The sequence below is a fragment of the Desulfobulbaceae bacterium genome (assembly GCA_015231515.1).
Taxonomy (GTDB): Bacteria; Desulfobacterota; Desulfobulbia; order Desulfobulbales; family VMSU01; genus JADGBM01.
The window spans coordinates 1-5,477 of record JADGBM010000153.1 but is presented as its reverse complement, the minus strand read 5'-3'; the positions used below and the strand labels follow the sequence as shown (position 1 = coordinate 5,477).

5 protein-coding genes and 1 tRNA gene are annotated in these 5,477 nt (G+C 44.2%); 1 reads left to right on the top strand and 5 read right to left on the bottom strand.

Annotated features, from left to right (window positions below; genetic code table 11):
• Positions 1-163 precede the first annotated feature (163 nt).
• Positions 164-240: transfer RNA gene (locus HQK80_15080), tRNA-Arg, on the top strand.
• 151 nt (positions 241-391) lie between these two features.
• On the opposite strand, the gene HQK80_15075 is transcribed toward HQK80_15080, so the two are convergent.
• The 5 genes from HQK80_15075 to HQK80_15055 form a co-directional block, all read right to left on the bottom strand.
• Positions 392-1,459, bottom strand: coding sequence for a hypothetical protein (locus HQK80_15075; GenBank protein ID MBF0223517.1), 1,068 nt, complete (start codon positions 1,457-1,459; stop codon positions 392-394).
• On the bottom strand, positions 1,459-3,129 hold the full coding sequence (locus HQK80_15070; GenBank protein ID MBF0223516.1) for a restriction system-associated AAA family ATPase: 1,671 nt from the start codon (positions 3,127-3,129) through the stop codon (positions 1,459-1,461). The genes HQK80_15075 and HQK80_15070 overlap by 1 nt, the downstream gene beginning before the upstream one ends.
• Positions 3,126-4,472: a restriction endonuclease subunit S gene (locus HQK80_15065; protein MBF0223515.1), complete on the bottom strand. Its 1,347-nt coding sequence runs from the start codon at positions 4,470-4,472 to the stop codon at positions 3,126-3,128. The genes HQK80_15070 and HQK80_15065 overlap by 4 nt, the downstream gene beginning before the upstream one ends.
• Positions 4,465-5,175, bottom strand: coding sequence for a restriction endonuclease subunit S (locus tag HQK80_15060; GenBank protein ID MBF0223514.1), 711 nt, complete (start codon positions 5,173-5,175; stop codon positions 4,465-4,467). Before HQK80_15060 ends, HQK80_15065 begins: the two co-directional genes overlap by 8 nt.
• Positions 5,172-5,477: SAM-dependent DNA methyltransferase (locus tag HQK80_15055; protein ID MBF0223513.1), on the bottom strand; the 306-nt coding region annotated here is incomplete at its 5' end. The genes HQK80_15055 and HQK80_15060, both read right to left, overlap by 4 nt.

The following is a 5,477-nucleotide window of genomic DNA, read 5'->3' as shown; positions in this document are numbered from 1 at the left end:
GTGGTAAGAAATTTTAAAAATGCTGTAGCCGATGATCTGGAAATCTAAGGCACTAAACCCAAGTAAGCAAGAAAGTTCCGAGGGCAAACATTAGCTGTCGCAATCGATATCCTTGCCGAGTCTCTCGCGTTGTGTTATATAGCAGAAAATTTTACGACATTGCGCGCCCGTAGCTCAGCTGGATAGAGCGTCGGACTTCGAATCCGCAGGTCGGGGGTTCGAATCCCTCCGGGCGTACCATATAGAGAAAGGGTTTCAGCTTTTTGGCTGAAACCCTTTTTTTGTTCTCCGGTCCTCTTCCGGTCCACGTTATTTTTTTGCTTTGCGCAATATGGATTTCGTGAATTCGGTACAGATTATTTTTTCGGGACCACAAAGTCCACCAATTCCACTAAAACAATCCTGTTTTTTGACAACCTTCTAAAAAGGCCCTTTTGAGAAAATTGCTATTGGCATACGGGGCTTTTTCTGCCTGTTGTTGCACTGTGTTGAGTGAGGCTAGGGGATCTATGCCGTAAGCGTCTCGAAAAATACGAATCTGTTCAAGCCAGTCCTTAGCATCGCCACTACAACACTTGTTTTTGTAACGTTCCTCAATACCGTAAACATCCTTCCAGGTTTCAATTTCCTCATCCAGCATAGGCGGACCAAATGCAAGCTGAATGTCGTCTAGTTCAAGGAGATCGATGTCTGGTTTGCTGAACTCAATTGTCACTTCAATGTTATAGCCGGGATTCGCATATGGATAGAAAACTTTTCGCCTATGAGTTGCTCTGGCAGGGTCCTTTGGAGTGTATGCAGGGTCTTTAATGGTTTTGTAACTACTGTTGCAGTGATGGCACGCCGGAACGAGATTACGGAAATTTATTGAGTTGAAAGGGTAAAGCTTTTTGGGGAGATAGTGGTCGTATGCCTCTCGCGGCGTTTGATTTGCTCCAAGCATATCGGATATCCCGCAAAAAGGGCACTTACCGACCGTATTCTTCTTCATAAACGCCTTGTAGTGGTCGTCAATGTTGCCTATTTTCTTTTTAAGCGCTGCAATATCTATGTTGTCGTAAAGGCCTCTGAAGAACACAGACAGTTGTTCGCATAAAGCCTTATGCTGTGGTGGGATGTCTGCGTAGCGAACAAGATGTGTTGCGGAATCATTGTCGCACACCTTTTGAATGTTGTTATTACCTTGGTGCCATCTCTTGAATTGCTTGATGTCAGCTCTCGACAACCTGGCAAACATGGCATAAATGCGCTCAACATGACCGTAAAAAAAATCTGCTCCTTTTGTGTCTGAGTAATAGAATGTCTTCATGACCTCCTTCAACTCAGGATTTACATCAAATAGCTCTAGGCGGAAAGCTCCTGCTTTATGCGCCCTGCACCACACCTGATAGAAAATGAAGTTAATAAACCGCTGCATCCTGTCCATCGTATGAGGTACATATATGTACGGAAACAGCATCAGTCCTTTGCCTTCATACTGTCAAGTATAGTTTTAATGAGCAACATCTTTTCTACCGAATCACCCAGTTGTTGGTTGATTTCTTCGATGAGCTGCTCTTTGTCCTCTTTTTCGTTTTTCAAGCGTTCTCTGAAACCCTCAAGAATCAACTGGGCGTGGCCTCCGATGGTTTCCCGCTTGCCGAAAGTATTCATGGTGATCTTGTTGATCGACGCGCCCAAGGTGTTGTAGTCAGGTTTGCTAATGCTCACTACGCCAGTTTCTTTATCTTTATTAAAAACCAATACCTTTTCCGGCCTGCTGTCAGAAATCAAGAACGGTGTGTGAGTGGTAATAAGCATTTCGTGACCGCCCTTTTTTGAAGTCTCCGGGAAGCACTCCTTAAGTCTAGAGATAAATTTAGAGCGCCAATCGGGATTGAAATGGGTGTCCGGTTCATCCAACAAAAATAGTACATTGCTGTCTCGGTACAGTGTGCAAAGCCCAAGAGTGTGCAGGAACTGATTCTCACCGTCGGAAAGCGCCTTACTGTAAACGGTGGCGTCAACGCCAGTTTTTTTTAAAACGACATCTTTAAAGCGCATTACTCTTTGATCAGATGGCAGCGTGGGGATAGTCTCATTCACATACAGGCTTTCTGATTGGTACATCTCCAGCTTGTTTTGATTGCTCACCGAGTAGAGATTTAGAGTCAGCAATAACTGAAAGGCCCGAAAAAGATCAAGTGGCTTGCCAAAATGCAGAGCAAAGGCCTCTTGGCAAGCATCATCCAGCCAATAATCCATATAGTGAGTATCTGTGACATCGTCATAAAAATGCGCGGTTGCACATTGGCGCAGCTTTTCTTGAATACCCCGTGCATTTCCCAATATCGGCCACTGATCGCTGTTGTCGGAGGAAACTCCTTGTCCAGATGGATACAGGATATCTCGAAGAATGATGCGGAAATACGTGACACCTTCCAACCCCATTGCATCCTTGTAAGATTGAAGGTGGCTAGCCTCACCAAGAATGAAATTGCTGAGTAGAATGGCTTGGTTGAGGTCTTGATCCAGAAAAACTAGTCTACCTTCCGGCTGACCGGCATAAGGGGTCTCATTGCGCACCGAATCGAGATATTCATCAAAATGAATGAATCGCATTTTAAAAAAGGGCAGACTAAGGATTTCATTTTCGCCGGATGAATAAGCCACCACAAAATCAGGCAATACAGCTTTGATCAGAAGGCGACCCAAAGGGGTTTTAGCTTCAATACCTTTGCTATTCAGGACAAAAAACTGGGGTCCACGGCCGGACTCCTTCACTATTCTGACATGCGGTTGATGGAGTTCACCTTCATGGTCAAAACCGGAAAATGTCCGACTCAGGTACTCCAGCTCAAAGGAATCTGGAATACCTTTTTCCTCCCGAAAACCGCCAGGTACTTTCTCGGGGTCATACTCAAACAACTCTGGACGGTAATCCAGGCTCTTACAATCCAGATGAAAAAAGATCGCACCAATTACTTCAAGTAGGTTAGATTTACCACTGCCATTGGGGCCAGCGCAAACAAAAGGTGAAAAGCCCTGCTCAGTATGCAAAACCCACTGGGTACGAAAATAGTATTCGAACCCCGTTTGCAGACTACGAAAGCCTTTGGGATCAGTGATCTTAAGTCGCAGCAATTTCATTCTAAGGGACCTTCTCCAACCAAAGAAAACAGCAGGAGCTTCATCTCGTTGTCAAAAAGCTGTGCCAACTGCTTCTCAGCCAGCAGGTCGAAGAGAGAAGTCTTGATAATTTCATAACCGGCGAAATCCACCGTTTCCAATTCACATAGTTCAGACATAAGACTGTCGAAAGAAAGAGGCTCGATAGCGTATGCAAAAATATCAGTCACATCCTTCTTGGTGAAAAGACGTTTCGCGGCCCCGTCTTCATCTTCAAACTCGACATCGTCCGGATCAACACCCTGTTTTTGCCAGCTGTTAAAATCAGGTATGCTGCTGGACAATCGTCTGACTGTTTCACTTTGCAATCTATTTAATTCCTGGAGCGATTCTGAAGGCCAGCTTATGCTCGCCATGGCTCTGCGCATTGCCTCGAAAGGCTCTGTGGCGTTCCTTAGTACATCCTTCTGTTGTTCGAGCCAACCCAAGTCAATCTTGGGAATATTGCCCACCATAGACCGGGCTAGCTCGGCGGTTTTATTGATGGATTCCATGTATTCGAGGTTCAGTGGCTTTAAAGATGCCTGCGCTTGTTCAATGGCTTCAGAAATTCCTGGCATCAGTTGTAATTCATGTAATGGTGTGTGCAAGCTAGCAAGTTGTTCCGTTGCCCGCCTGAAGGCATCCAGTCGCGGCAGATCGAGTTTGGAAAATCGAACAGCTTCCTCTTGTGCAGCCTTTAGACTAGTAGCACTTAGGTTAAAGGCATTTAGATTGCCAAGAGCCGCCTTCATATGCTCGGGCCAAACAGGCTCAGAAGGGACAGTGACTTCCTCTTGTCTCTCATCCTGTATTTCTTGTAGTTCACGACCCAAAGGAATGCGTGACAAATCCAGCTCACCCTTGAATGCTTTCTGGCTCAAGGCACCATAAAGGTTTTCCAGTTCGACGAGGCTTTGCTCGTAGCGGAATTTTATATCTTCAACCTTTTCAACAATGATGGCGAATTGGTTTTGGATATTGATCGGTGGTAAAACAAAATCGATTTTTTTCATTTCAGACATCGGCGGTAAATTAGGAATTGCTCCGCCGCGATTTGAAGGAAAGTATTTATTCTTGAATTGAGGACTCCCGAACAAATATACAAAAAATATTTGCCTCATCATATTTGTGTTTAGTGAGACCTTGAGTAATGCCTGATTGATAATGCCAGGCTGCGCGCCTTCTGGAACAATTGACAATTTCCCCAAATAAACTCCAGAACAACTTATCAAGATGTCACCCGGAACTACCTTAAAATCAATCAACTCTTTATACTTTTGCTCATCAATAAAATACCGTTTAAAAGAGTAATCATTATTCATGATATTGCTCATAAACCAGATAACCGGACTCAACGAATATTTCTTTCTTTAGTGCCCCACCAAATGGCCCTCTTTTAAGTGCGTTTTTCGTTGGGAGAACAATTTGAGTTAGGTTTCTTGTTTCCCACCCCTTCTCATTCCGCACCGGATCGCCAAACATCTCCAGAAAGATGCTCTTGAGCAGGTCGTTGAGATGTTGCAGGTGAAGTTTGCGCTGGACAATCAGTTCTTCAACTTTGCCAAGCAAATGGGCAATGCGGCTTTGGTCGTCGAGAGATAGGAGAGGGATTTTAAACTTAGCTAAATCCGTTTTATTGAACCCTGCTTGAGCTGCTCTAGCACCGACGTTAGCAATAAAATTCTGGAACACAGGACCTTTCAATAGGTAGTACAAAAATGGTTTAGTTATTTTTTTCTCATCAGGAATCGTTTTAATAATAGCAACATTATAAGCACCGCTTAATCCCATCAGTATTTTCCCAACTGACGCACCATATCTACCTATAAGAACATCATCAGAAGAACACGTGTTTAATTTTTGTGACAATTTCACAAATTCTGGCGTAGTCCTTTCTGGTTGCGTGAAATCACGTATCTGTAGCATTCGGACATAACCACCTAATGGTTTCTCTGACCATTCGTGTTTGGGGGGTTGAGTTCCTCCTTGGAAATCACAAATGTCGGTTATCGGAATAAATTTCATCCAATCATCTCCCGCAGCTCAAGCAACTCACACACAATACCTCCTTGTACGGCGGTCAAATCTTCCATCTCGGTATCACCAACCTCGGCCTCAATCAGTTTGTCCAAAATCACTGCTGGAGCCTCGTACTTCACCTCTTCAAACACATCTTCTTTGTAGCAGCTCAGGGAAAAATCATAGACTTCAGCCTCTATCTCAGCGCGGGAAACACAAAAATATTTTTTCTCTTCTTTAATTTTGCGATCTGTATCGGTCTCAGGATTGCGAGCGTGGTACTTGACAGCAATATCCTGCAAATCGCC

Bases quoted from the DNA above. Each gene is read 5' to 3' on its own strand.
- HQK80_15070 (MBF0223516.1), bottom strand. From the start codon at position 3,129: ATGAAATTGCTGCGACTTAAGATCACTGATCCCAAAGGCTTTCGTAGT.
- HQK80_15075 (MBF0223517.1), bottom strand. From the start codon at position 1,459: ATGCTGTTTCCGTACATATATGTACCTCATACGATGGACAGGATGCAG.
- HQK80_15060 (MBF0223514.1), bottom strand. From the start codon at position 5,175: ATGAAATTTATTCCGATAACCGACATTTGTGATTTCCAAGGAGGAACT.
- HQK80_15065 (MBF0223515.1), bottom strand. From the start codon at position 4,472: ATGAATAATGATTACTCTTTTAAACGGTATTTTATTGATGAGCAAAAG.